Consider the following 26,958-nt stretch of genomic DNA (forward strand, 5'->3'; position numbering starts at 1 on the left):
ACAGTTTTTAAGTATAAAATATGAGACATTTTAACGTTTTTTGTTTATAATGAGTATGTAGTTACAATTATCTCATCTATAAGTACCAAAATCGTTTATTTTTTTATTTGAAAATGTAAGCATTTTCAAATATAGAATACTCACTTTAATGTTTAACGAAAAAACTCCCCCATCTTTTTTAAAATAAATCCGGATTACATTTTTAATTGATTTTTAGGTACATATTCAGTTAATCTAACAAAATAGTGAACATTTACTTTAGAGTGTATTCCATTGCTTTGGTTTTACAGATTTTAACAATATTGGTAACTACGATAGATACAATATGGGAGTTTGAAAGATTTGTACTACTAAAAAGAAAAAGTGTGAAGGAGAGATATGTATGGCTGTTACAAAAGGGCTTGAGGGGATTATTGCTACAACATCTTCTATCAGTTCCATTATAGATGATTCACTCGCTTATGTTGGTTATGATATTGATGTGTTAGCAGAGAATTCCAGTTTTGAAGAAGTTGTATATTTATTATGGCATCAAAAGCTACCAAATGATAGCGAATTGGCAGAACTAAAACAAGAATTAGCAGATAATGCTGAATTACCTATCTCTTTGATTGAACAAATGAAACTAATCCCGTTAGATAAGGTACACCCAATGGCTGTACTTCGCTCAAGTGTATCTTTATTAGGAGCTTATGATGAAAGCGCAGATAGCATGGATTCTGAATCAAACTATTTCAAGGCTGTAAGGCTTCAAGCGAAAATTCCAACTATCGTAACAGCTTTTTCAAGGTTAAGGAAAGGGCTTGATCCAATTTCTCCAAGAAAGGATTTAGGATTTGCCGCTAATTTCCTTTATATGCTAACTGGAAAGGAACCTGAAGCAATTGCGATAGAGGCTTTTAATAAAGCACTTGTTCTTCATGCAGATCATGAGTTAAATGCCTCAACTTTTACAGCTAGAGTATGTGTCGCTACTTTATCGGATGTATACTCAGGGGTTACGTCGGCAATTGGTGCGTTAAAAGGGCCACTTCATGGTGGGGCGAACGAAGCTGTTATGAAGATGTTGAAAGAAATCGGAAGTATCGAAAATGTAGAGCCATATATTAGAGAAAAGATGGCGAAAAAAGAAAAGATAATGGGATTTGGTCATCGTGTATATCGAAAGGGCGATCCTCGTGCGAAGCATTTAAAGGAAATGGCAAGAAAATTAACGCAGTTAACAGGGGAGCCTCAACTATATGATATGAGTATTAAAATTGAGAGCCTGTTAAAAGAAGAAAAAAATCTAGTGCCAAATGTAGACTTCTTTTCTGCATCTGTTTATCATAGTTTAGGTATTGACCATGATTTATTTACGCCAATTTTTGCTGTAAGCAGGGTTTCAGGTTGGCTTGCTCACATTCTTGAGCAGTATGAGAATAATCGTCTTATTAGACCAAGAGCAGATTATGTTGGTCCTGAACGCTTAGAATATGTACCAGTTCATCAACGTTAAAAAGGATATAATTCCCCATAGAGTAAAAGGATGATATATACTTAGTGTTGTAGAGTTTAATAAAAGGATTAACGTTTACTTAATTTTATTCGTCAGAATAGTAAATATAATCAGCTTTTATAAGCTTGTTATAATAAATTATTTCATTCTTTTTCCAATTGATTGCATTGGAAAAGGAAACTATTTTTTACGGAGGGATAGAAGCATGCAAGGAGAAAAAATTACAGTAGTAGATGGAGTATTAAATGTACCAGCAAATCCAATTGTTCCTTATATTGAAGGAGATGGAATTGGCCCAGATATTTGGGCAGCGTCATCAAGAGTAATAGATGCTGCTGTTGAAAAAGCATACAATGGAGAAAAGAAAATTGTTTGGAAAGAAGTGTTAGCTGGGGAAAAAGCATTTAATGAAACTGGAGAATGGTTACCTTCTGAAACATTAGATGTTATTAAAGAATATTTAATTGCTATTAAAGGACCATTAACTACACCAGTTGGCGGAGGTATTCGTTCTTTAAACGTTGCTCTACGCCAAGAATTAGATCTTTTTGTTTGTTTACGCCCAGTAAGATGGTTTGAAGGCGTACCATCTCCAGTAAAAAGACCTCAAGATACAGATATGGTTATCTTCCGTGAAAATACAGAAGATATTTATGCTGGAATTGAGTATGAAAAAGGTTCTGAGGCTGTTTCTAAATTAATTAACTTTTTACAACAAGAAATGGGAGTTAATAAAATTAGATTTCCTGAAACATCTGGAATTGGAATTAAACCAGTTTCTGAAGAAGGAACAAGCCGTTTAGTAAGAGCTGCGATTAATTATGCGATTAAAGAAGGTCGTAAATCTGTAACTCTAGTACATAAAGGTAATATTATGAAATATACAGAAGGTGCATTTAAAAACTGGGGTTATGAGTTAGCAGAAAAAGAATTTGGGGAAAAAGTATTTACTTGGGCTCAATATGATCGTATCAAAGAAGAGCAAGGATCTGATGCTGCTAATAAAGCACAGGCAGAGGCAGAAGCAGCAGGAAAGATTATTATCAAAGATTCTATTGCAGATATCTTCCTTCAACAAATTCTTACTCGTCCAAAAGAGTTTGATGTAGTGGCGACAATGAACCTAAATGGGGATTATATCTCTGATGCATTAGCGGCACAGGTTGGTGGAATCGGTATTGCACCTGGTGCAAATATAAATTATGAAACAGGCCATGCAATTTTTGAAGCAACACATGGAACTGCTCCAAAATATGCTGGTTTAGATAAAGTAAATCCATCTTCTGTTATTCTCTCAGGGGTTCTAATGCTTGAACATTTAGGATGGACAGAAGCAGCACAATTAGTAATTCAATCTGTGGAAAATACAATTGCTTCTAAAGTTGTTACCTATGACTTTGCTCGTTTGATGGAGGGCGCAACGGAAGTGAAATGCTCAGAATTCGGTGATGAATTAATTAAGAACATGGGTTAATAACAAATAGAAGAAGAGATAGTCTCATCTCTTCTTCCTTTTTGTCTAAAATAGCAGTTTGGTGTATTGGATTAGAATGGGATAAGCTAATATGAAATAGTGTTACTAGATTTGAGTAAAAGGGGACTCTGCCTAGTAAATTGCCTATTAGTGGCTCATGCATTCTTGGTCTAATAAGGGGGATATTATATGGTTAAGCGCAAGAAAATTTCAATTATTGGTGGTGGATTTACCGGATCCACAACAGCATTTCTACTTGCTCAAAAAGAGCTTGGAGATATTGTTTTATTAGATGTTCCGCGAAATGAAAATGCAACTAAAGGTAAAGCCTTAGATATGTTTGAAGCGAGTCCTGTACAAGGGTTTGATGCAAATATTATTGGAACATCCGAGTATAAGGATACTGCAGATTCTGATATTGTCATTATTACAGCTGGTATGGCAAGAAAACCAGGTATGAGTAGAGATGATCTTGTACAGACAAATCAATCCATTATGATATCAGTAACGAGGGAAATAGTGAAATATTCCCCTAATTGTATCATTATTGTACTTACGAATCCTGTTGATGCAATGACTTATACAGTCTATAAGGAATCAGGTTTTCCGAAAAATAGGGTGATTGGTCAGTCAGGTGTCTTAGATACCGCTCGTTTTCGAAGCTTTGTTGCGATGGAGCTAAACCTTTCTGTTAAAGATATTACAGGAATTGTATTAGGAGGACACGGAGATGATATGGTTCCGCTTATACGCTATTCGTATGCAGGTGGAATCCCGTTAGAATCGCTCATTCCGAAGCATAGATTGGAAGAGATTATTGAAAGAACAAGAAATGGTGGTGCCGAAATCGTAAATCTACTTGGGAATGGAAGCGCTTATTATGCTCCGGCGGCTTCATTAGTGGATATGTGTGAGGCAATTATGAAAAGTCAAAGACGAGTTCTTCCAACCATTGCTTATTTAGAAGGAGAGTACGGGTATAACGATCTTTATCTAGGTGTCCCTACGATTTTGGGCGGTAATGGAATCGAACAAATTATAGAACTTGATTTAACAGAAGATGAAAAAGCAGCATTAGAAAAATCTGTTCATTCCGTTCGTCATGTAATGACATTATTAAATTGAATAAATGAGAAAAATCGGTCGAACATAAAAGTTAGCCGATTTTTTTATGGAATTAATTAAGTTACAAGCCTAGTTTTTCTAATAGTATCATTGTTATAGCCTGCGCGTTTAAATCAATACTTCCTTTTGGAAATAGTAACGAAATGTTTTTTCCATTTTCGCTACACAATATATTATAATGTAAATAGGTATAAGGGGACTTAAGGGGAATTAACATATTTGGAGGCTGTATATGAAGAAAAAGGTATTAGTTGTAGATGATGAACAATCTATCGTAACTTTACTAAAGTATAATTTGCAACAGGCGGGGTATGATGTATTGACTGCCATGGACGGAGAAGAAGGATTGAATCTAGCTTTAACTGCTAATCCAGATGTCATCCTACTTGATTTAATGTTGCCAAAAAAAGATGGGATGGATGTTTGTAAAGAACTACGCCAACAGAAAGTGTTAACTCCTATATTAATGTTAACAGCAAAAGATGATGAGTTCGATAAAGTATTAGGACTTGAGCTTGGTGCAGATGATTATATGACCAAACCTTTTAGTCCGAGAGAGGTTATCGCCCGTATAAAAGCTGTTTTAAGAAGAACTCAGATGCAAGTGCCAACATCATCTAATGAAGTAAACACAGATGAGGATGAAGGTATTAAAATTGCAGAGTTGAAAGTCCTTCCTAATTATTATGAAGCCTATTTTAAAGGGGAATTATTAGAATTAACGCCTAAAGAATTTGAGCTATTATTATATCTTGTAAAAAACAAAGGCAGAGTTTTAACAAGAGACCAGCTGTTAAGTGCAGTTTGGAACTATGACTTTGTAGGCGATACAAGAATTGTAGATGTACATATTAGTCATTTACGAGAGAAAATTGAAGAAAATACAAAAAAACCTATATATATTAAAACAATTCGTGGTTTAGGCTATAAATTAGAGGAACCAAAGTAAATGAAGAGTTTTAAATCCCGATTAATGGCTAGTGTTTTATTTACTATTTTTATCGTGTTTTTATTTGTTGCTATTTTTATTGAGTCTTATAATAAGAAAACCTTTATGGATTCTTTTGATCACCGCCTAGAAAGAGAAGCTACATTAATAGCAAATCAAATAATGAATAACGGTGGGATTTTAAAAGTTAATAATGATTTAATAATCGAATATAGCGAAGCATTAGAGTTACAGATTACGATTATTAATGAATCTGGCGAGATATTGTTCAATGTGGGAGAGCTGCAGACAGATGAAGAATATGAAAATCAAATGCAGGCTTTGTTATTAAATGAAAAAGTAAATGCCGTTGCGATTGATGGTAACCCTAACTTTCATTTTTACCAACAGGAGCTTTCTGATGAAGAAGGCGGTCAAGGTTATTTGCTAATAGGGGCAAAAGTAGACGAGATAGAAAATGCATACCAACATATCAATTGGATTATTTTTTCTTCGTTTGTATTTTCATTCATAGTAATTTATCTAGTTGGTTATAAATTAATTTATCGTTACACAAGGCCAATTGAGTCGGCTACCAAAGTTGCTGTTGATTTGGCAAATGGCAATTATCATGCTAGAACATATGAAGATCGAGTAGATGAGACAGGGATTCTTAGTTCTTCTCTTAATAAGGTTGCCAAAGATATGCAAGAAATGGTAAAAGCACAAGAAATACAAGAAGATCGTTTAGGTACTTTGATTGAGAGTATTAGTAGTGGCCTTCTTTTAATAGATAGCAGAGGGTATATTAATTTAATCAATAAATCCTATAAAGATATTTTCTCTGTTCGTTCAGCTGACTATCTTTATAAACAATATTATAAAGTTATTCCATATAGACAAGTTACAGATCTTGCGGAAGAAATTTTTATGACAGAACATAAAGTTATTCGAGACATGACACTTGAAATTAAAAATGAGAAAAAGAGCTTTCAGGTTTATGGAGTTCCCATTATTGGGACAAATGATAGGTGGATGGGGATTTTGCTCGTTTTTAATGATATTACGGAGTTGAAGAAGCTAGAACAAGTTCGGAAAGACTTTGTAGCCAATGTTTCACACGAGTTAAAAACGCCTATTACTTCTATTAAGGGATTTTCTGAAACACTTCTTGATGGGGCGATGGAAGATAAAGAGACGCTGGAAGAATTTTTGCGAATTATTTTAAAAGAGAGCCATCGATTACAGACTTTAATTCAAGATCTTCTAGATTTATCAAAATTAGAACAACATCACTTCTCTTTAAATAAAGACGAGTTTAATTTGGTGGAAATTTTAAATAAGGCAACAAAAATGCTAGAAGGTCGAGCAGAGGCGAAAAATATAAAACTGAAATTTCCTCAATCAAATGAAATTATCCAGATTCAAGGAGATAGAAGTCGGTTAACTCAAGTCTTTTTAAATTTAATCACAAATGCTGTGATTTATACTCCAAACGATGGCGAAATCAACGTCTATGTTGTGGAAAAGAAAAAGAAAATTGAAGTTAGAATTCAAGATACAGGAATTGGAATCGATTCGGCAGAAATTCCAAGAATATTTGAGCGCTTTTATCGCGTAGATAAAGCAAGAAGTAGAAATTCTGGCGGAACAGGGCTAGGTCTTGCAATTGTTAAGCATTTAGTGGAATTACATAGAGGAACGATTCATGTGGAAAGTAAAATGGGTGTAGGAACTACCTTCACGGTTATTTTGCACAAGGAATTTCCATTTTAAGGACAGGGGATACTGACATCGGTATCCTCTTTTTTCTAAATCTTGCACATTTTCCTATGGTATCAGCGCCAGTTCACACGGCGCTAAACGGTGCCTTCCGCTTTTCTCTGTCTAGCTTCAGTGCCTATCGGTTAGCAAACTTCCGACTATCTCCCTACGATAAGTCAACATCGACTCACTGCCGTTCCTCGTGTTTCCTTTATCTCAGTCGAGAGTCTCCAGTTTGTACACCGAAAAAACAGGCCCTTCCGCTTTTCATTGTCTAGCTCCAGTCACCAGCGCCAGATGAACTTCACGATTGTCTCTACGATAAGTCAACATCGAATCACTATCGTTCTTCGTGTTTCCTTTATCTCAAGAAAATCGCTCCAGTTCACACGGCGCTAAACGGTGCCTTCCGCTTTTCTCTCTTTACATTGTTTTTACATTTGGTTTATGGTGGGTTTACACTTTGTTGATACAATAATTTGTGAAGTCCCCCTTATCCATTTGGTTAAGGACTTAAGCTGAAAGCTACCCCGCTTTTGGCTTCCCCTGTGTAAAATTAGTCTTGGAAGAGGGAAGAATTGGTTCTCGCTCGTTAGTAGAATAGATAGTTTTCTCCAATTCAAGACCATGTCAATATACCTAAAATGTTTTTATTAAAGTTGTAAAAATAGCAGAGATAGTTGGTAAAAGGTGTTTGTTCCACGTTTATTTCGTCAATGAATGAAATAAATATAAGCGTAGGAAGGAACCTCTTTTTCAGCAATCTCTGCCTTTTTACATTTATGTATATGTCATGTAAAATAAATAGTATTGAGCCATGTAACAATCATCGTTTTTTTTACGAGATAACATAACACATAAATAGGATGGAGGAGGATTTCTTGAAAAAGAAATTAATATTAATAGACGGTAATAGTATTGCCTATCGCGCGTTTTTCGCTTTACCGCTTTTAAATAACGATAAAGGTGTACATACAAATGCTGTTTACGGTTTTACCATGATGTTAATGAAAATTTTAGAAGAAGAGAAGCCAACACATGTTTTAGTAGCCTTTGATGCAGGAAAAACAACTTTCCGACATAAAACATTTAGTGAATATAAGGGAGGGCGTCAGAAGACACCACCAGAATTGTCAGAGCAATTCCCTTATATAAGAGAGCTATTGAAATCCTATGGTATCCATCATTACGAATTAGAAAACTATGAAGCAGATGATATTATTGGAACTCTTTCTCTTCAAGGAGAAAAGGATGGGTTTGAAGTGGTTGTTATTTCTGGTGACAAAGATTTAACACAATTGAGCTCAGATAAGACAACTGTTTATATCACAAGAAAAGGGATAACAGATATGGAATCCTATACGCCTGAACATGTTCAGGAAAAATACGGTCTAACTCCAGATCGTATTATTGATATGAAAGGCTTAATGGGAGATAGTTCAGATAATATTCCTGGTGTTCCTGGGGTAGGAGAAAAAACAGCAATTAAATTGTTGAAGGAATTTGATTCATTAGAAAAATTGGTAGAGTCTATTGACCAAGTAAGTGGTAAGAAGCTGAAAGAAAAGCTAGAAGAATTTAAGGATCAAGCTTTAATGAGCAAAGAACTAGCTACTATTACAAGAAAAGCTCCTCTAACAATAACTTTGGAAGATACAGAATTTCCTGGAATGCAAATAGAAAAGCTAAAAGAAATGTTCAAGGAGCTTGGATTTAACTCTTTACTCGAAAAATTAGGAGAAACACCTGAACAAGAGGAACTAGTGTTAGAAGATATAAATTTTGAAACGGTTGAAAATATTACAGAAGCTATTTTTTCTGATATAAATATAATGTATGTCGAAGTATTGGAGGATAACTATCATTATGCCCCAATCTTAGGTATCTCTTTATTAAATGACACAGGAGCATACTATCTACCGATCAATCAAGCTTTAGTATCGTCTGCTTTCAAAGCATGGGCAGAAGATGAAAACAAAGAAAAGATTGTTTATGATGCTAAAAGATCGGAAGTGTCTTTACGACATCAAGGGATTCATTTAAAAGGAATTACGTTTGATGTTCTTATTGCTGCATATTTAGCAGATCCTTCTGCAACGATTGAAGATGTTGCTTCTGTTGCTAAAAAATATGGCTATCTTAACTTACAATCAGATGAAGCTTTCTATGGAAAAGGAGCAAAAAGAAAGGTTCCAGATCAAGAATTCTTATCTGATCACATCGTAAGAAAAGCATTCGCTATGCAGGCTATACAAGAGAAAATGGAAGATGAATTAAGAAAGAATGACCAAGAAGCACTATTTTATGATTTAGAAATGCCATTAAGCCTAGTGCTAGCTGATATGGAGTCAACGGGAGTGAAAGTGGATGTTGATCGCTTGAAAGCAATGGGAGAAGAGCTTTCCGAAAGACTGAAAGAAATTGAAGGGCGAATTTATGAGCTTGCAGGTGAAACCTTTAATATTAACTCTCCGAAGCAGCTCGGTGTTATTTTATTTGAAAAGCTTGGCTTGCCAGTTGTGAAAAAAACGAAGACAGGATATTCAACCTCTGCTGATGTGTTGGAACAGCTTGCAAGTTCACATGAAGTAATTAGAGAAATCCTTGAATATAGACAGCTTGGTAAATTACAGTCAACCTATATAGAAGGCTTGCAAAAAGTGGTACATAATGGAAGAATTCATACAAGATTTAATCAAGTATTGACACAAACAGGTCGTTTAAGCTCTATTGATCCTAACCTTCAAAATATTCCAATTCGGTTAGAAGAAGGAAGAAAAATTAGACAAGCATTTGTACCGACAGAAAAGGATTGGGTTATTTTTGCTGCTGACTATAGCCAAATCGAGTTACGTGTTCTTGCTCATATTGCCAATGACGAGAAATTAATAGAAGCATTCAGAGAAGACCATGATATCCACACAGAAACAGCTATGTCCGTTTTTCATGTAGAAGCAGATGCGGTCACTTCTAATATGCGAAGACATGCAAAAGCGGTTAACTTTGGAATTGTATATGGTATTAGTGACTATGGGTTATCGCAAAGCTTGCACATTACGAGAAAAGAAGCAGCCAAGTTTATTGAACGCTATTTAGAAAGCTATCCAGGAGTAAGGAGTTATATGGAAGAAATTGTGGCAGATGCAAAACAAAAAGGATATGTCTCAACATTGCTTCATAGAAGAAGGTATTTAGCTGATATCACAAGCAGAAACTTTAATCTTCGAAGCTTTGCCGAGAGAACAGCAATGAATACACCAATACAAGGCAGTGCCGCTGACATTATAAAAAAAGCGATGATTGAAATGGCAAAACGTTTAGAAGAAGAAGGATTACAGGCTAAATTATTATTACAAGTGCACGATGAATTAATCTTTGAGGCTCCAAAAGAAGAAATCGAGAAGTTGAAAGAAATAGTTCCAGATGTAATGGAACATGCAGTTGAATTAAGTGTTCCTTTAAAAGTGGATTACTCTTATGGACCAACTTGGTATGATGCGAAGTAATAAATGATTATTTTATAATATTGGTGAGAAGTAAAGAATCATGAGCAATTTTCTCAAGGAAATGAGGTATATGAGGTGCCAGAATTACCAGAAGTTGAGACGGTACGTAAAACGTTAAAACAATTAACGCAAAATAAAGTAATTAAGGAAGTTGTTGTGTCATGGGCAAAAATGATTAAAAAACCAGAAAATGTAGAAGAGTTTTCCGATGCATTAATTGGTCAAACCATCCTTGATGTAAAAAGACGAGGCAAATTCATTTTAATTGAAACAAATGATTTTACGATTGTTTCGCATTTGCGAATGGAAGGCAAATACGGTGTGTTTCAAGCTGGTGAACCCGTTGATAAACATACCCATGTTATTTTCTTTTTTGAAGATGGTTCTGAATTAAGATATAAGGATGTACGTAAATTTGGAACAATGCATTTATTTAAAAAGGGTGAGGAATTAAATGCCATGCCACTGTCTCAATTAGGTCCTGAACCATTTGATGCTGATTTTACGATTGCTAATTTTACAGAGCGATTATTAAAAACCAGCCGAAGCATAAAAACGGCATTATTGGATCAAAAAATTGTCGTTGGTTTAGGCAATATTTACGTAGATGAAGCATTGTTTCGAAGTGGCATTCATCCAGAGCGATTAGCAAATTCGTTAAAATCTGCCGAAATGGAGAAACTATATAAAGAGATTATTGCTACTTTATCGGAAGCTGTTGAAAAGGGTGGTAGTACGATTCGTTCTTATGTAAACACACAAGGGCAAATAGGAATGTTCCAGCTTGAACTATATGTATATGGCCGAAAAGGGCAAGACTGTAAAGTATGTGGACATACATTAGAAAGAATTATTGTCGGAGGAAGAGGAACTGTTTTTTGTCCTAATTGTCAAAAAAAATAAAACAATAAATCTAAATTAACATTGGATGGGCTCTTTCCATATAGTATATTACTATTGATTTGGAAGGAGCTTATCTTTATGGCCCAGGTGTTTTCTCTTTTATTAATAGCAATCGCTGTTAGCATCGATAGCTTTAGTGTTGGGTTTACTTATGGTCTGCGAAAAATGAAAATGCCCTTAAATTCTATCCTTATTATCGCCTGTTGTTCCGGTCTGACACTGCTTACAGCAATGTTGGTAGGTCATGTTATTTCAAGGATATTCTCCCCCTCGTTTGCAGAGAGTTTAGGTGGCATTATATTAATAATATTAGGTGGATGGATTCTTTACCAATATTTTAAGCCAAGCAAGGAAAAGGAAGTATTAACAGAAGAAAAGAATATTATTAATTTTGAAATAAAATCTTTAGGTATCGTTATAAATATATTGAAGAAACCTTTGTCAGCCGACTTTGATAAATCGGGAACAATTACAGGGGTAGAAGCAGTTATGTTAGGCTTTGCTCTGTCTTTAGATGCCTTTGGCGCAGGAATTGGAGCTTCCATGCTAGGACTTCCTCCACTTTTTTTAACACTTTCCGTTATCTTTATGAGTACATCCTTTGTTTCGTTAGGGATTTATCTAGGTAAATTTCTGTCAGAAAAAAGTTATATGGATAAATTTTCTTTTATCCCAGGGATTATTTTAATTATTATTGGGATATTTAAACTCTAAATCGCTTGAAAAAATTAGCGAATAGGTTATATTTTCTAAGGTGGTGACCCTCCTTGGCGAATCGCCTTAGGAATTTCACCTATCTATTGCTTTATATATTTACAAAAGTGTTTGTTCATTTAATTTTGTTACATACTAAATTTAATAAGGCAGGTATTGTCATGACATTAATAGTAGGCTTAACAGGGGGGATTGCGAGCGGCAAATCGACAATATCCTCCTATTATCAATCATTGCATATTCCGATTATTGACGCTGATATCGAGTCTAGATTAGCTGTTGAAATAGGAGAACCAGCATATGTAGAAATTGTTGCTCATTTTGGTAAGGATATTCTTCATCAAGATGGTACTTTAAATCGCCAAAAGCTTGGAGAAATTATTTTTTCGAATGAAGGGGAACGGGATGTGCTTAATAGTATCGTTCATCCTGATGTAAGAAGGAGAATGGATGAAAAGCAAAGACAAGCCGTTAAGATGGGCGAAAAAATCGTAATTTTAGATATCCCATTACTATTTGAAAATAAATTAAACACAATGGTTGATCGAACTATTTTAGTATATGTAGATCGAGATATCCAAATAGCAAGGTTAAGGAACAGAAATAATTTAAGCTATGAGCAGGCAGTTAATAGAATAAATGCGCAGATGCCTTTGCTGGAGAAAAAAGCTCTTGCTGATGAAGTAATTAATAATAATGGGACAATCGAAAATTCATTACAGCAAGCGAAGAATATTTTGGAAAAGTGGCATGTTTTTCCTATCTGACATTAGGTTATAGGTGAAATTTAATATAATTACTTGTACAAGCCTTTAATTTTATATAATATGAAGATAAGTATATACATGGAACAAAGAATTCGGAGCTGATATGAAATGAGATGTCCTACCTGTCAACATAATAACACCCGTGTTCTTGATTCACGACCAGTTGATGAATATAAATCGATTCGTAGAAGAAGAGAGTGTGAAGCCTGTGGCAATCGATTTACAACTTTTGAAAAAGTAGAAGAGATTCCTTTGATTGTAGTGAAGAAAGAAGGAACACGTGAAGAATTTAGTAAGGATAAAATATTGCGTGGTTTAATTAGAGCATGTGAGAAGAGACCGGTTGCATTAAAACAACTGGAGGAAATTACTGCAGAAGTAGAGAAAGAGCTTCGAAGTAATGTTGCCTCAGAGATAAAGAGTGAAATAATTGGAGAAATGGTAATGGATCGCTTAGCAAAAGTTGACGAAGTGGCATATGTACGGTTTGCTTCTGTTTATCGCCAGTTTAAAGATATAAATGTGTTTATTGACGAACTTAAAGAATTAATCAAAAAAGACTAGCGAATTTTATCCCTCTCTATACGGACCATAAGACTCTCTCCTTTTGCTTAGGAGAATACGAGGAGTAAAGTTGGGAGATTGTTGTCCATAAAGATCCGATTGGTTCAACTATGGATGGGGGGAAAAACTCATTAATGAGTTTCACTTTATGGAAATGATTACTAAGGGAGCTGAAGATTTCTTTGGCTCTTTTTTGCCTTTCAACTCCTTTGATGGAAATAGAATGTAAGGAAGGGGGACTTAATATGTCTCAGCACTGGCAAGACCTACTTCCCGTCGACAGATATCGAGTAGCTGTGAATGGACTCTTAAGTGATTATGATCGAAAAACAATCACATTCTTGTATCAACCATTAATTGGGACACAGTGTTTAGCTTTATACATGACTTTATGGGCTGAAGTAGAAGAAAATCGCTTGTGGTCCATGACAAATACACATCATAGCTTAATGAATTTCATGAGCTGTGGTTTAAATGATATATATGAAGCAAGACTAAAGCTAGAGGGAATTGGTCTTTTAAAAACGTATTTAAAGAAGGAGGATGGCAATCGCTCGTTTATTTATGAATTGCAGCCACCTTTATCGCCAGCACAATATTTTCTCGACGGAATGTTAAATGTTTATTTATATCGAAAAATTGGAAAAGCACAATATAGCAGATTGAAGAAATTCTTTTCCGATGAAAAAATTGTTGATCCAAGTTTTCAGCTTGTAACAAAAGGTTTTCAAGAGGTATTTATGTCTGATCATGGAAGTGCTGTTCGGGCAATACATGAATTAGAGGATGAAGAAGAGACTGACCAAACCTATATTGGAAGAGAAGAGCAGACTGGAATTCAAATTACGAAGGTGGATTTTGATTTTGAACTACTCTATGCAGGAATACACGATTCTTTACTTTCGAAAAAAGCCTTTACCAAAAAGGTGAAGGAAGCGATACAAAATCTTGCCTTTATCTATGGAATTGACCCCATTCAAATGAAGAATATCGTTATCAGTGCAATTAATCAACAGGATGAGATTGATATGGAAGAATTAAGAATAGCTGCTCGTGATTGGTATCAATTTCAGCATAACGATTTGCTGCCAATGTTAGTTGACCGAAAACAGCCGCAGAAAGATTATTCGTCTATGGATGCACCAAAATCAAAAGAGGAAGAATTAATCTATTATTTAGATCATACTTCTCCTCGTGAAGTATTAAAAGATATTTCAGGAGGTGCTGAACCATCTAAAACGGATTTGCAAATAATCGAAGAAATTATGTTTTCACAAAAGCTCTTACCTGGAGTAATAAATGTGCTTATTCAATATGTTATGCTAAAAACAGATATGAAATTAACGAAAGGTTATATAGAAAAGATAGCTGGTCAATGGGTAAGAAAGAATATTCGTACGGTGAAGGATGCAATGGATTTAGCGAAAAAGGAACATAAGCAATATATGGAATGGGCGCAAGGTAAAAAAAATCAACAATCAAAGTCAACTCGTCGCAAAGCAATTCGTACAGAAAAAATTCCAGAATGGTTTGGACAACAAGATCAGGGGAATGAAGAAGCAAATAAAACAGCAGAACAGAATCAAGATAATGCAGCAAGCGACAAAGACTTGGAGCAGAAGAAAAGAGAGCTGGAAGAACGCATAAAAAAATTAAAAAAATAGGTGGTGAATCAAAGGGTGGAAAGGATTAATGATACGTTAAAGAAGTTTGGGGCAGGTAATAATTTTCAGGAACGTTACCGTGCGATGAAACAGGAAGTACTTACACACCCTGATGTGAGAGCCTTTTTACGCGAGCATGAAGATGAGTTGACTTCCAATGCGGTAGATGTGGGAATGATGAAATTATATGAATATGCTAATCAAAGCAAGGCTTGTAATAAGTGCCCAAGCCTTCAAGGTTGTGTGAATATGATGCAGGGTTATCATCCGAGTCTAGTTGTTATCAGGGGGAATATTGAGATTCAATATGACCGCTGCCCAAGGAAGCTCCAAGAGGATAACCAAAAGAAAAAAGAAAAATTAATCCAAAGTTTATATGTGCCCAAGGACATTTTAGAAGCATCTTTTGACAGGCTGGACATAGAAGGAGAAAGAATGGAAGCGGTAGATGCAGCTATTCGATTTGTAGAGGAGTATAAACCTGGTCAAAGACAAAAGGGAATATACTTTTACGGTGAATTTGGAGTGGGTAAATCCTATATTTTAGGATCCATTGCAAACGAACTTTCTCAAAAGCAAATTTCTTCTATGATCGTATATGTTCCTGAATTATTTAGGGAAATGAAAAGCTCGATTGCTAATAGTACATTAAATGACAAAATCGAAAGCATCAAAAGGGAGCCGATTTTAATGCTGGATGATATTGGTGCAGAAACAATGTCTAGTTGGATTCGAGACGAGGTATTAGGACCAATCTTACAGTTTAGGATGTTAGAGAATTTACCGACTTTATTTACATCTAATTTTGACTTTAGTGGACTAGAGCATCATCTTACCTACTCTCAAAGAGGAGAAGAGGAAAAGATGAAAGCAATGAGAGTAATGGAAAGAATTCGTTACTTATCTACACCGATTCATGTAAAAGGTAAAAATAAGCGGATATAAAAAATTTATACTAGATGTTTATAAGTGTAAGGAGTAGTGTTGAGTTGACGGAAATTTCGAATGCAGAAAAATTACTGATAAAGCGTTATAATCAATTTCTTTTCTTTGTATCCATCACTATTTTGCTATTGTTAATCCCATTTTTTCTCTCGTTTTATAGCCCGGGAATTTATAAAATAATCTTGGCATTATTGGTATTCGGATTAACTTATACGTATGTTACAAAAAATAGAAGGTTACTTGCATACGTAAGAAATCTTTGCGAAAAACGATCCATTTCTTTACAAGTGATGTATATAAGATACATTATTGTGTATGTCATTATAGTAGGAGCAATCGTATTCTTTTTGTGAATTTGGATATTACGAACGAAGACAGACTAATTAAAAGTCTGTCTATTTTTTTAGAAAAGGCAATTCCTATATATTGTAAGCATATATTACGATAACGGACATACTCCGATGATTTTCCTTATTTTATAGTCTATTTTCTCTCTATCCCCCATATATATGGAATCGAGGACTTCTTTATAAAGGGGGGATACGGTTGATCGAAATTCAATTTCAATCTGAAAAAGATGCAAAGAAATTTTTGCGTTTAATGAATAAACAGGTAAAACCTGCTGAGTCGATTGAAAGAATAAGTGATGACAATAGTGGAAATGTCGTTAAAATAGATGGAAGCAGTCAGGTAGTGCAAAAATGCTTAACTGCTTTTATCTTGCATATTAAAACAGATGATTGGGCAAAAGAAATATTACAAAATCGTTATTTCTATATGGATGAATTAGAACAACGCAGTATATTAGAACTTCTTCATAGTTTAATAGAAGAAGAGCGTGAAGGACTAGCAAATATAACAAAAGATATAAATATAAAAGCATGTCTTGCAGAAAGTATGAATAATTTTATGGTGGAAACACATCATGCATTTTCTTTTGATTCATTTGTGACCTTTCGATTAAAGGCTTTTTTTGAAAAGCTACTAAAATACATAGAATTATCGATTGATGAGTACAAAATGGAACAAGAATATCAGGTGTTTATTCATAGCTTACGAAATTCCCTTTCTAAAAAAACTGCAAAAGTGAATCATATTCATGTTTTAGTTGACTTAGAAATCCAGTTTTTTGATACCGAATATCAAGAGATTCCCCAACAGGAATTAATGATGTTGTATGAGCAAAGAAGTTTAGCTTCTTCTCCCTATTATATTGACCCATATTCTTTAGGACCACTGCTGGCAATTGCTCCGAAAACAATCTATTTATATACTGAAGATAGGGAGTTGCCTATTGTGCGAACAATTTTAAACATTTTTGAAGAGAGAGTACAGCTTCTTGAAAAGGGTCATTTTTTCCTAAGAATAAACACTCAAACAGAAATAAAATAAGATTTTTATCTCCCCTTGATTTTATGTTTAGAAAAGCATATAATAACGTACATAAATTAACTATAACTTATACATGTATTGATAAGGACAATAGTTTTCTTGTACGGTTTAAAGAGAGGGAAGGATGCTGGGAACTTCCTAACACGATGAGATTACTTACCACCTTTAAACTTCAGTCAGGAACAGGGAACCTAAGTAATGACTGGCGGTCTCAGCAGCCGTTATCTGTTTAAACTAAAGTCAGACAATGGATTGTCTGAGAATTAGGGTGGAACCACGTGTTTATATTTATAAAACTCGTCCCTTCGCATAGGGATGGGTTTTTTTGCGTTCAATCGGTTCTTATCGTACATGAAAAGCTTAATGGCGAGAATGAAGGAGGAAGTTTTATGTCAGATCTAATTAACATTACATTTCCAGATGGAGCGGTAAAGGAGTTTCCAGTAGGGACAACAACAGAAGATATTGCCGGTTCCATTAGCCCAGGGTTAAGAAAAAAAGCACTTGCAGGAAAAATAAATGGTTCATTATATGATTTGAAAAGACCAATTTTAGAAGATGCTTCTTTTGAAATTGTTACACCTGATAGCCCGGATGCACTAGAAATTTTGCGTCATAGCACTGCACACTTAATGGCACAAGCAATTAAACGTATCTATGGAAATGTAAAGCTTGGTGTAGGTCCAGTTATCGAAAATGGGTATTATTATGATATTGATTTAGAGCAATCATTAACACCAGAAGATTTACCGGCTATTGAAAAGGAAATGAAGAAAATAATCAATGAAAATCTGGAGATTGTTCGTAAAGAAGTAAGCAGAGCGGAAGCGATTGAGCTTTTTAAAGAAATGGATGACGAATATAAGCTAGAATTAATTGATGCAATCCCAGAAGATGAAACGGTAACACTTTATCAACAAGGTGAATTCGTTGATCTATGTCGTGGTGTACATGTTCCTTCAACTGGAAAACTAAAAGAGTTTAAATTACTAAATATTGCTGGGGCTTATTGGAGAGGAAATAGCGATAATAAAATGCTTCAGCGTATTTATGGAACTGCATTCTTTAAGAAGAATGAGTTAGAGGAGCACTTACGATTTTTAGAAGAGGCGAAGGAAAGAGATCATCGTAAAATTGGGAAAGAATTAGATTTATTTATGACTTCTCAAAAAGTGGGACAAGGCCTACCGCTATGGCTTCCAAAAGGTGCAACAATCAGACGCATTGTAGAGCGCTATATAGTAGACAAGGAAGAAAGATTAGGCTATAACCATGTATATACACCGATTATGGGTAGTGTAGACCTGTACAAGACCTCTGGTCACTGGGATCATTATCAAGAGGATATGTTCCCAGTAATGGAAATGGATAATGAACAGTTAGTGCTTCGTCCAATGAACTGTCCACATCATATGGTTGTTTATAAAAATGATATTCACAGCTATCGCGAATTGCCAATTCGTATCGCAGAGCTTGGAACAATGCATCGTTATGAAATGTCAGGTGCATTATCTGGATTACAGCGTGTTCGTGGAATGACATTAAATGATGCGCATATCTTTGTAAGACCAGACCAAATTAAAGATGAATTCAAACGTGTCGTAAACTTAGTATTAGAAGTATATAAAGATTTCGATATTACAGATTACTCATTCCGACTATCTTATCGTGATCCAGCAGATACTGAAAAATATTTTGATGACGATGAAATGTGGGATAAAGCACAAAGCATGCTGAAAGGGGCAATGGACGACCTAGGTCTAGATTATTTTGAAGCAGAAGGAGAAGCTGCATTCTATGGTCCTAAATTGGATGTGCAAGTGAAAACAGCTTTAGGAAAAGATGAGACATTATCTACTGTGCAATTGGACTTCTTATTGCCTGAGCGCTTTGATTTAACATATGTTGGGGAGGATGGAAAACAACATCGTCCAGTTGTTATCCATAGAGGAGTAGTATCTACAATGGAACGCTTTATTGCATTCCTTATCGAAGAATACAAAGGGGCATTCCCAACTTGGTTATCGCCAGTGCAAGTACAAGTGATTCCTGTATCACCTTCTGTACACTTTGACTATGCAAAAGAAGTACAAGAAAACTTACAAAGACACGGTATCCGTGTAGAGCTTGACGAACGTGATGAAAAAATCGGCTACAAAATCCGTGAGGCGCAAATGAAAAAAATCCCTTACATGCTAGTAGTCGGAGATAAAGAAGTAGAAGACAAAGCCGTAAATGTCCGCAAATACGGAGAACAAAAATCAGAAACAGTTTCTTATGTAGACTTCTTGGAAAAATTAACGCAAGAAGTAAAATTTTCTAACTAAGTTAGCATAGATTTTTATGAAGTAGCATTCTTATGACTTAGTTTTCATGGATCTTAGGATAAGGTTCAGAGGGAATGGACGTCTGCCAGAAAGCAAAAAACAAACGAACTTCTGTCGTTTTAAAGGTTGTAAAGTCCGAATTTCGTTCCATATTCCTAGCTTTTCTGAATTTATGCATAAAAAGTATTGCATTGAATCAATTATTTTGATAAAATTTTTCTCGTTGTGATATTTCTTTCGTTGACTTACAGTTATCATTTGTGATATAGTTACTAAGGTAAATTGAATACGAGTTTGAGGAAAAGAAGAAGCACCCGCTTCTCACCTGATTGACACAGATTCCAAGTAGTTAACAGGTATTACGTAAAACATTTTAGGTATTACTTTTGTTTCGTAAGTGTGGGTGAATTGTTCATCCACACTTTTTTATTTGGATGATAAAGATTACAAAGCCTACGATGTCAACTTGAGAGTCAAGTGTCAATTAGTATCTAAGCTAGAGAAGGTGACCTAGAATAGATTATTCTTGACCCGAACGTTGTATTCGTCATTAACCTTGGAGGTGTTTAACTATTAGCAAAGATATGATTTTAAATGAAGGCATTCGTGCAAGAGAAGTTCGTCTTATTGACCAAAATGGAGAACAGCTTGGGATTAAAACGAAATTTGAAGCTCTTGAAATTGCAACACGTGTAAATCTTGATGTTGTTCTTGTTGCTCCAAACGCAAAACCGCCAGTAGCTCGTATCATGGACTATGGTAAATACAAGTTTGAACAGCAAAAGAAAGAAAAAGAAGCACGTAAAAATCAAAAAATCATTAATATTAAAGAGGTTCGCCTTAGTCCAACTATAGATGAGCATGACTTTAATACAAAGCTTCGTAATGCTATTAAGTTCCTAGAAAAAGGCGATAAAGTAAAAGCATCCATTCGTTTTAAAGGACGTGCTATTACACATAAGGAAATCGGTCAACGAGTACTTGTTCGTTTTGCAGAAGCATGTGCAGAAGTTGCCACTGTGGAATCACATCCAAAAATGGACGGTCGAAGCATGTTCATGACTTTAGCGCCTAAAAACGACAAGTAAGAGGAGGAATACCAAATGCCAAAAATGAAAACTCACCGCGGAGCTGCTAAACGTTTCAAAAAGACAGGCTCTGGTAAATTAAAACGCTCAAAAGCTTATACTAGTCACTTATTTGCTAACAAATCTACTAAGCAAAAACGTAAACTTCGCAAAGCTGGATTAGTATCCAAAGGCGATTTCAAACGCATTCGTCATTTATTAGACAACATTAAGTAATTTTTTCAATATAGGAGGGAAATTATATGCCACGTGTTAAAGGCGGTACAGTTACACGCAAACGTCGTAAAAAAGTTCTTAAATTAGCTAAAGGTTATTATGGTTCAAAACATACATTATACAAAGTTGCAAACCAACAAGTAATGAAATCATTAATGTATGCATACAGAGATCGTCGTCAAAAGAAACGTGATTTCCGTAAATTATGGATTACTCGTATCAACGCAGCTGCTCGTATCAACGGTCTTTCTTATAGCCGTTTAATGCACGGATTGAAGTTAGCTGGTATTGAAGTAAACCGTAAAATGCTTGCTGAACTTGCTGTAAGTGATGAAAAAGCATTTGCTGAATTAGCTACAGTTGCAAAACAAAACTTAAAATAAGTTTATTAAAAAAAGGAGGTATTTGCTACCTTCTTTTTTTTATATTTTTTTCTTTGAAAGAAGGAGGAAGCAGGATGATGCCATTACTATCCATCTATTTAGTGTTAATCAATGTAACAGGCTATTTATTCATGATGATTGATAAAAAAAGAGCGATCAAGCATCAGTATCGCATAAGTGAGCGAACCCTTTGGACAATTGCTATTTTTTTCGGTGCTTTAGGGTTATACATAGGTATGCAAAATTTTCGGCATAAAACAAAGCATGCTACATTTAAATATGGTTTACCAGCACTAACATTACTAGAATTAGGGATTGTACTCTATTGGTTGAATGTTTAGGCATATTCTCTTGTCTTTTTCTATACACTTTAATAACAGCATGATTCTTTAGAGCAGAAGGTGATAAGATGGAAGAGCAGTTATCAGTCCTATTTGTAATGGTAGAAGTTAGTGGCATTTTAGCGCCAATTATATTTATTTTATTCCATACCCTACGGCAATTTTTGTTTATTCCTCCAATCTTAGTCTGTATTGCAGGAGGAGTTTTATTTGGAGTGACGCTTGGAACCATCTATTCTATTATAGGCTTAACAATTAATTGTCTCATTTTCTATACTGTCATTCATCGCTTGCCAAAGACACATCGGAAACTATCTAATTTAAAAAAAAGATGGTTTGGGGAGTATCGTAATTTGACACTTGGACAAATCACAGTATTGCGTTTAATACCAGTATTTCATTATCATTTACTAAATTTTTGCCTATTAGAGAAAAGAAAAAGTTTAAATGAATATGGAAAAAGCGCTTTTTTAAGCAATATACCTTTAGCGTTCTTTTATACTATTTTCGGTCAGTTTATTAGTCAATTTTCGTTAACAATGGTCGTCATTATTATGTTTGCATTAGCGATACTTGTTTATATTTTAAGGGAAAAAATTACGATTATTAAATGGAGAGAATTTTTTAAAGAAGCCCATGAGTAAAATACTTCATGTAAAAAAGTCTAGGACAAAACTAATTTGCTAATCTGTGAAGACGAACAATTTCTAATATAGCGATTTCACAAATAGCTGTTATCCAATATGAGTTATGAAAAATAATCAAATGAAAAACTAATTCGTTCCCATTCTGCTACAGACACAAAATGTGCTGCAGGGAACAACACCAACTTCACTGAAACGGTCTTTTATAAACTATAAAAACCCGACCAACCATATGGAACTTGATATGGTTGGTCGGGTTTTTCAATGAGCTGGAATACTGTCCGAACCTCTACGTATTTTTTTCTGCTTCTTTAAACCGTGTCCAATCAATTTTAGCCTTTGGGTATATAGACAATAGTGACTGTTCTATATAGGCTTTGTCTTGTTTTGACATCTTCGTATTATAAGGATTGGTAGGGAATAGTAAGATGTGATCAACTTCGTTTGCTACTGCGTATTTTTCCCCTTCGAGTAAATGCCCTTTATAGGTTAATAAGAGATTCATTCTTATATTATCCTTTTGATCGAGCAAATAAAAAGTTCTCCGCTTTTGCGCTAACTTCAATCGTTGTTGTGGATTCATTAAGAAAGAAAGGATTCGAAATAAACCATAAAGAAGAAATACGAGCAGAACAATTAACAAAAGCCATTTCATAAAAGAGCCTCCAGTAACTTAATTTTTCAGGATTAACTAATAGAATACGATTGATAATAGAAAAGGTTTCATTATTTTAGAAAAAATATTTTTTTAAAAGAAAAAAGATTAAATAAATAGAAACCAAGGTTTGATACATAATAAAAGCAAGGGTTCTTTCTATACCCATATAAGACGGGTAGTAAGCAACTATTGAGGGAAGATTCTTTTTATAAGTAATTAATACTTTGTACTATATCTATTTTCTAGTATAATAATGAAGAATATATTATATTAAGGGAGTCGAAATAATGTCCAAATTAGATGAAACATTAACGATGCTTAAAGATCTCACAGATGCAAAAGGCATCCCAGGCAATGAAAGAGAACCAAGAGAAGTAATGAAAAAGTACATAACAGAATATGCGGATGAAGTGACAACAGATAATTTAGGAAGCTTAATTGCTAAGAAAGTTGGTCAGGAAAATGGACCAAAAATTATGGTTGCAGGTCATCTGGATGAAGTTGGATTTATGGTAACTCGTATTGATGATAAAGGGTTTCTTTATTTTCAAACAGTAGGCGGTTGGTGGTCCCAAGTAATGCTAGCTCAAAGAGTAACGATTGTAACGAGTAAAGGCGAAATTACTGGAATTACAGGGTCTAAACCTCCACATGTATTAAGCCCAGAAGCAAGAAAAAAACCAATAGATATTAAGGATATCTTTATTGATATTGGTGCATCTTCTAAAGAAGAAGCAATGGAATGGGGAGTAAAACCAGGAGATATGATCGTTCCATATTTCGAATTTACAGTAATGAATAATGAAAAAATGTTGCTTGCAAAAGCATGGGATAATCGAATTGGTTGTGCAATTGCAATTGATGTATTAAAAAATTTAAAAGAAATCAATCATCCTAATATTGTATATGGTGTTGGAACAGTTCAAGAAGAGGTTGGTCTTCGTGGAGCGAAAACAGCAGCGAACTTAATTGAGCCGGATATTGGGTTCGGAGTTGATGTTGGAATAGCTGGAGATACACCGGGAGTTACAGAAAAAGAAGCACTAAGTAAAATGGGTAAGGGTCCACAAATCATCTTATATGATGCTTCAATGGTTTCCCATAAAGGGTTACGTGACCTTGTTACAGATACAGCGGATGAGCTAAACATTCCTTATCAATTTGATAGTGTGCCAGGAGGCGGGACAGACTCTGGCTCTATTCACTTAACACATAAAGGAGTTCCGACGTTATCGATTACAATCGCAACTCGCTATATTCATTCACATGCTGCAATGCTTCATCGTGATGATTATGAAAATGCAGTCAAATTAATTGTGGAAGTTATTAAGAGATTAGATCGTGAAACAGTTGATTCCTTGACATTTGCATAAACAGCTAAAATAAAAAAGAGAATTTGATCTTCAAAAATCAAATTCCCTTTTTCTTATTTCAAAGAAAATACTATAACTTATACCAAAATCTTTTACTCGATTGGAGGGATTTGGGTATTTAATATAGCTGCTTTCCGTGCTTTAAGGAGACGATTAATATTAACTACAATCGTTTTGACAGCAGCATAGGTCGGTACGGCAAGAATCATTCCTAAAATTCCTGCTAAATTTCCTGCTACTAATAACAAAATAATAATTGTTGCTGGATGGGTATCCAACCTTTTTCCTAGAATTAATGGAGATAGGATATTTCCTTCAATCTGTTGAGCAATGGTAATGACAATAATAACTAGGAACGCTTGTGTTGGCGATGTGAAAAGGGCGATTATAACAGCTGGTGCACCACCAATTAAAGGACCAACATATGGAATAATATTCGTAACAGCAACAATTAAGGCCATTACAAGTGCATAATCAAGCCCAATACTCAAATAGCCGATTAATGATAAGGTTCCTACAAACAAAGCTACTATTACTTGTCCTTGAATATAGGCTGCAATTGTTTCACTTGTATCTTTAATAATTCTTAAACCTTCTTTTCGATAAGAAGAAGGGAAGAATTTTGATAATGCTTCAGGAAATTTGCTACCATCTTTAAAACAATAGAAAAGTAAAAATGGAACCGTTACAATAGTAATGGTGATATTCGTCATGGTACTGATAACTGTCCCAATTCCATTTGTTATATTGCTTGGAATAGTTTGAGCATAAGCCTTTAGGTTCTCCGTAATATCCTCAATTTTTACATATTCTTGGTTCATAATCCATTTGTACTGTTTAGTATCATTTAAGTATTGGAAATAGTGAACTGCATCATCAGCATATTTAGGAATATTGCTAAATAATTCGCTAACCTGTTTACTAATCATCGGTACAACACTGCCAATTGCCAAAATAATAATTCCAATCACTGCAAGATAGAGAATAATAATTGCGAGTGTTTTCGGAATTTTATTTTTTTGCAAAAATTTAACGATTGGATTAAGTAAAAAATATAAGAAACCAGTAATAATAATTGGCACAAAAAGTGTGGAAAATAGCACTGCAACTGGTTTGAATAAAAACGTAATTTTTGTGCAGAGATAAATAATGGCAGCGATGATGAGAATCTGCAGTAACCAATAATGAAACTTCTTCTTTGTCAAAATTTTTCACCTTTTTCTTATTTTGTATAGCAAGTATAGCATATTCATTCAATTTCTTGTAAATATTGTATTATGTATTTTAAACGATTGTATCACACTTTACGTTCATAATGATATTACGAGATAAGGAGGAGAAAAGTTTCATTTATCCTAAGAAGATTTCCTTTAAAGTATAAGAAAAAATGATACAATCTGTTATTTTTAGAAATAAGATTGTATCATTCCATGAACCATACGCAAAATGCTATGTTAATCTGTATTAATAATTTTCAGATGGGAAATATTTAAGAAATTACGAATGTTCAAAGCGGTAGCCCCAAATAAAGATGCCTTCGAACCTAAACTCGAATTTTCAATGACGATGTCTTTATTAAAGGAGCTTTGCAGATTATTGCTGATTAATGAAAGTATCTCAGGGATTCTTCGAATGACAGAACTGTTCATGAATATAAGCTTTGGAGCAAAAAAAGTCATTATATTGTTTATGCCCTTCGATAAATTATAGCAATGTTCTTGAATAATTTCTTGAACAAGGGGGTCTTTAGCAAAATATAGCTCAGCTAATAAATCAGGAGTGACATCTGTTAACTCTTTCTTTTCTTTGAACAGCTCTAGAAGAACTTTATCGGAGCAGTACTGCTCTAAGCAACCTTTATTCCCACAAGGACAAGCTTTGCCGTTTGGATAAAGCACAGAATGACCAATTTCACCAGCTCTTCCATCTAGTCCTGTAAATAATTGACCATCAATTATAATTCCAGCACCGATCCCACTGTGAATACTTAAACTGATTAAGTTATTAAATTCAGTAGAAAAAGTAGACTCTCCTATTGCTGTTAAATTTGCTTCGTTTTCAATATGGATAGGATACTGGTATAGCTTCGTTAATTCCTCATAAAGTTCCATTTTGTCTAAATCATAATATGGTGTAAACGAGATAGTATTTTCATTTACAATACCATGAATTGCAATTCCAATTCCGATAATACCATAGGTTGTCAGATGGCTTATTTTTTGATATTTTTCAATTATATTTGAAACATGTGCAATGACATTTTCTTTTGTAATAAATATACCTCTTTCTTTATTGTAAAAGACAACTTCTCCATCTAGGTATGTGACCATTGTGGAAATGAAGTCATAGCCAAGCTCGATAGCGATTGAAAGACCTGCTTTATTATTTAGTTGTAAAAGAATTGGTTTTCTTCCTCCAGAATGACTACTCTCACCAATTCCAATTTCTTCAATAAGTTTATCCTCAAGTAATTTCTTTGTTATATCAGATACAGTTGCTTTATTTAAACCAATATTAGATGAAAGACTTGCTCGAGAAATGGGAGCATGTTGAACAATTTGCTCCATGACAAGAGAAGCATTTTGCTCTCTAATTACATATTTATCTGTGACCATTATTTTCCTCCAAACTAATTAATCCCCTTATAACGATGCTCATATTGTTAGGTTACCATACTAATTAAA

At 34.5% G+C, this 26,958-nt stretch carries 24 protein-coding genes and 2 other annotated features; of the genes, 21 read left to right on the forward strand and 3 right to left on the reverse strand.

What is annotated here, in order from left to right:
- The first annotated feature begins 382 nt into the window (after positions 1-382).
- From citZ to ADJ83_RS05795, 20 genes are all read left to right on the forward strand, one after another.
- Positions 383-1,498, forward strand: coding sequence for a citrate synthase (gene citZ / locus ADJ83_RS05705; protein WP_031534853.1), 1,116 nt, complete (start codon positions 383-385; stop codon positions 1,496-1,498).
- A 205-nt stretch (positions 1,499-1,703) separates the two neighbouring features.
- On the forward strand, positions 1,704-2,972 hold the full coding sequence (gene icd / locus ADJ83_RS05710; protein WP_031534851.1) for an NADP-dependent isocitrate dehydrogenase: 1,269 nt from the start codon (positions 1,704-1,706) through the stop codon (positions 2,970-2,972).
- A gap of 189 nt (positions 2,973-3,161) precedes the next feature.
- Positions 3,162-4,097: a malate dehydrogenase gene (gene mdh / locus ADJ83_RS05715; RefSeq protein WP_031534849.1), complete on the forward strand. Its 936-nt coding sequence runs from the start codon at positions 3,162-3,164 to the stop codon at positions 4,095-4,097.
- Positions 4,098-4,329: 232 nt separating this feature from the next.
- Complete coding sequence (locus tag ADJ83_RS05720; RefSeq protein WP_031534847.1) at positions 4,330-5,046, forward strand: response regulator transcription factor; 717 nt, start codon at positions 4,330-4,332, stop codon at positions 5,044-5,046.
- Positions 5,047-6,801 (forward strand): two-component system histidine kinase PnpS, encoded by a 1,755-nt coding sequence (gene pnpS / locus ADJ83_RS05725; RefSeq protein ID WP_031534846.1) that lies wholly within the window; start codon positions 5,047-5,049, stop codon positions 6,799-6,801.
- Between the two features lie 869 nt (positions 6,802-7,670).
- On the forward strand, positions 7,671-10,295 hold the full coding sequence (gene polA, locus ADJ83_RS05730) for a DNA polymerase I (protein ID WP_031534844.1): 2,625 nt from the start codon (positions 7,671-7,673) through the stop codon (positions 10,293-10,295).
- A 75-nt stretch (positions 10,296-10,370) separates the two neighbouring features.
- On the forward strand, positions 10,371-11,198 hold the full coding sequence (mutM, locus tag ADJ83_RS05735; protein ID WP_031534842.1) for a DNA-formamidopyrimidine glycosylase: 828 nt from the start codon (positions 10,371-10,373) through the stop codon (positions 11,196-11,198).
- A 78-nt stretch (positions 11,199-11,276) separates the two neighbouring features.
- On the forward strand, positions 11,277-11,912 hold the full coding sequence (ytaF, locus tag ADJ83_RS05740; protein WP_031534840.1) for a sporulation membrane protein YtaF: 636 nt from the start codon (positions 11,277-11,279) through the stop codon (positions 11,910-11,912).
- Between the two features lie 161 nt (positions 11,913-12,073).
- The gene (gene coaE / locus ADJ83_RS05745; protein WP_031534838.1) at positions 12,074-12,679 is read left to right on the forward strand and encodes a dephospho-CoA kinase; all 606 of its coding nucleotides are present in this window, start codon (positions 12,074-12,076) and stop codon (positions 12,677-12,679) included.
- A 108-nt stretch (positions 12,680-12,787) separates the two neighbouring features.
- Complete coding sequence (gene nrdR / locus ADJ83_RS05750; RefSeq protein WP_031534836.1) at positions 12,788-13,243, forward strand: transcriptional regulator NrdR; 456 nt, start codon at positions 12,788-12,790, stop codon at positions 13,241-13,243.
- Between the two features lie 245 nt (positions 13,244-13,488).
- Positions 13,489-14,907, forward strand: a complete 1,419-nt coding sequence (locus ADJ83_RS05755) for a replication initiation and membrane attachment family protein (RefSeq protein WP_031534834.1) — start codon at positions 13,489-13,491, stop codon at positions 14,905-14,907.
- A gap of 15 nt (positions 14,908-14,922) precedes the next feature.
- On the forward strand, positions 14,923-15,852 hold the full coding sequence (dnaI, locus tag ADJ83_RS05760) for a primosomal protein DnaI (RefSeq protein WP_031534832.1): 930 nt from the start codon (positions 14,923-14,925) through the stop codon (positions 15,850-15,852).
- A gap of 44 nt (positions 15,853-15,896) precedes the next feature.
- On the forward strand, positions 15,897-16,205 hold the full coding sequence (locus ADJ83_RS25160) for a hypothetical protein (RefSeq protein WP_031534830.1): 309 nt from the start codon (positions 15,897-15,899) through the stop codon (positions 16,203-16,205).
- Positions 16,206-16,398: 193 nt separating this feature from the next.
- On the forward strand, positions 16,399-17,244 hold the full coding sequence (gene ytxC / locus ADJ83_RS05765) for a sporulation protein YtxC (RefSeq protein WP_048717213.1): 846 nt from the start codon (positions 16,399-16,401) through the stop codon (positions 17,242-17,244).
- A gap of 69 nt (positions 17,245-17,313) precedes the next feature.
- Positions 17,314-17,552, forward strand: a binding site (T-box leader).
- 81 nt (positions 17,553-17,633) lie between these two features.
- The gene (gene thrS / locus ADJ83_RS05770) at positions 17,634-19,571 is read left to right on the forward strand and encodes a threonine--tRNA ligase (protein WP_031534826.1); all 1,938 of its coding nucleotides are present in this window, start codon (positions 17,634-17,636) and stop codon (positions 19,569-19,571) included.
- Between the two features lie 296 nt (positions 19,572-19,867).
- Positions 19,868-20,005: a sequence feature (ribosomal protein L20 leader region), on the forward strand.
- A 150-nt stretch (positions 20,006-20,155) separates the two neighbouring features.
- Positions 20,156-20,659: a translation initiation factor IF-3 gene (gene infC / locus ADJ83_RS05775; protein ID WP_016201804.1), complete on the forward strand. Its 504-nt coding sequence runs from the start codon at positions 20,156-20,158 to the stop codon at positions 20,657-20,659.
- Between the two features lie 15 nt (positions 20,660-20,674).
- Positions 20,675-20,875 carry a 50S ribosomal protein L35 gene (rpmI, locus tag ADJ83_RS05780; RefSeq protein ID WP_016201803.1) on the forward strand — a complete coding sequence of 67 codons (201 nt, stop codon included), beginning with the start codon at positions 20,675-20,677 and terminating at the stop codon, positions 20,873-20,875.
- Between the two features lie 26 nt (positions 20,876-20,901).
- Positions 20,902-21,258: a 50S ribosomal protein L20 gene (gene rplT, locus ADJ83_RS05785; protein ID WP_031534824.1), complete on the forward strand. Its 357-nt coding sequence runs from the start codon at positions 20,902-20,904 to the stop codon at positions 21,256-21,258.
- A 74-nt stretch (positions 21,259-21,332) separates the two neighbouring features.
- Positions 21,333-21,599, forward strand: a complete 267-nt coding sequence (locus tag ADJ83_RS05790) for a DUF1294 domain-containing protein (RefSeq protein WP_109767440.1) — start codon at positions 21,333-21,335, stop codon at positions 21,597-21,599.
- Positions 21,600-21,667: 68 nt separating this feature from the next.
- Positions 21,668-22,243: a TVP38/TMEM64 family protein gene (locus ADJ83_RS05795; RefSeq protein ID WP_031534820.1), complete on the forward strand. Its 576-nt coding sequence runs from the start codon at positions 21,668-21,670 to the stop codon at positions 22,241-22,243.
- Positions 22,244-22,532: 289 nt separating this feature from the next.
- Here the strand turns inward: ADJ83_RS05795 and ADJ83_RS05800 are convergent, their stop codons facing one another.
- Positions 22,533-22,898: a hypothetical protein gene (locus ADJ83_RS05800; protein WP_031534818.1), complete on the reverse strand. Its 366-nt coding sequence runs from the start codon at positions 22,896-22,898 to the stop codon at positions 22,533-22,535.
- A 290-nt stretch (positions 22,899-23,188) separates the two neighbouring features.
- Here ADJ83_RS05800 and ADJ83_RS05805 point away from each other — a divergent pair, with 290 nt between their 5' ends.
- A complete protein-coding gene (locus ADJ83_RS05805; protein WP_031534815.1) occupies positions 23,189-24,274 on the forward strand; it encodes a M42 family metallopeptidase in 1,086 nt (361 codons plus the stop codon).
- Positions 24,275-24,366: 92 nt separating this feature from the next.
- Here ADJ83_RS05805 and ADJ83_RS05810 read toward each other — a convergent pair whose 3' ends face one another.
- Positions 24,367-25,479 (reverse strand): AI-2E family transporter, encoded by a 1,113-nt coding sequence (locus tag ADJ83_RS05810; RefSeq protein ID WP_031534813.1) that lies wholly within the window; start codon positions 25,477-25,479, stop codon positions 24,367-24,369.
- 249 nt (positions 25,480-25,728) lie between these two features.
- On the reverse strand, positions 25,729-26,889 hold the full coding sequence (locus ADJ83_RS05815) for an ROK family protein (protein ID WP_031534811.1): 1,161 nt from the start codon (positions 26,887-26,889) through the stop codon (positions 25,729-25,731).
- Positions 26,890-26,958: the final 69 nt, after the last annotated feature.

This window comes from Bacillus sp. 522_BSPC, from assembly GCF_001076885.1.
GTDB lineage: Bacteria > Bacillota > Bacilli > Bacillales > Cytobacillaceae > Niallia > Niallia hominis.